Genomic DNA, 593 nt, shown 5'->3' on the forward strand with positions numbered 1-593 from the left:
GGCAGACCCCACGATGACCAGCGCGTCGAGCGCCGACGCCGCCGTCAACAACGCGGCCAAGCCCGTCGCCACCGTTACGCAACTCGCCAATTACCTGATCACCGGCTTCTGGCAATACAGCTACACGATCGCGCATCACTGGGCGGTGACGACGATCAGCTACAACATCAACGGATTGACGCCCACCGAGCAGTTTCTCGCGCAGTCGGCGCTCAATGCCTGGCATGAGGTCGCCAATGTCAGCTTCGTCCAGACCACCGGCGTAGCCAACATCACGTTCAATCACAACGGCTCGATGACCGCCTTCGAGACCGACAATTACAACGGCGCCGGGATCATCAGTTCCGCCACCATCGACATCAGCGCCGACTGGATTACCAGCGACGGCGGCGCCTATGACGGCAAGACCGGCATCGATAGCTACAGCTACCAGACCTACATCCACGAGATCGGCCACGCGCTCGGTCTGGGCCATCAGGGCCCCTACAACGGCAGCGCCTCCTATGCGACCGGCGCCACCTACGCCAACGACACCTGGCAATATTCGATCATGTCGTATTTCCAGCAGTCGTTCTATGCGGGCAGTTCGACCC

The 593-nt window shown here is 61.0% G+C and carries 1 protein-coding gene; it reads left to right on the forward strand.

Annotated elements, in window-relative coordinates; genetic code table 11:
- The coding region (locus AC1DS5_RS25305; RefSeq protein ID WP_477720995.1) for a matrixin family metalloprotease at nucleotides 1–593 on the forward strand (593 nt) is incomplete at both ends.

It is taken from the genome of Polaromonas sp. P4_H1 (genome assembly GCF_056400945.1).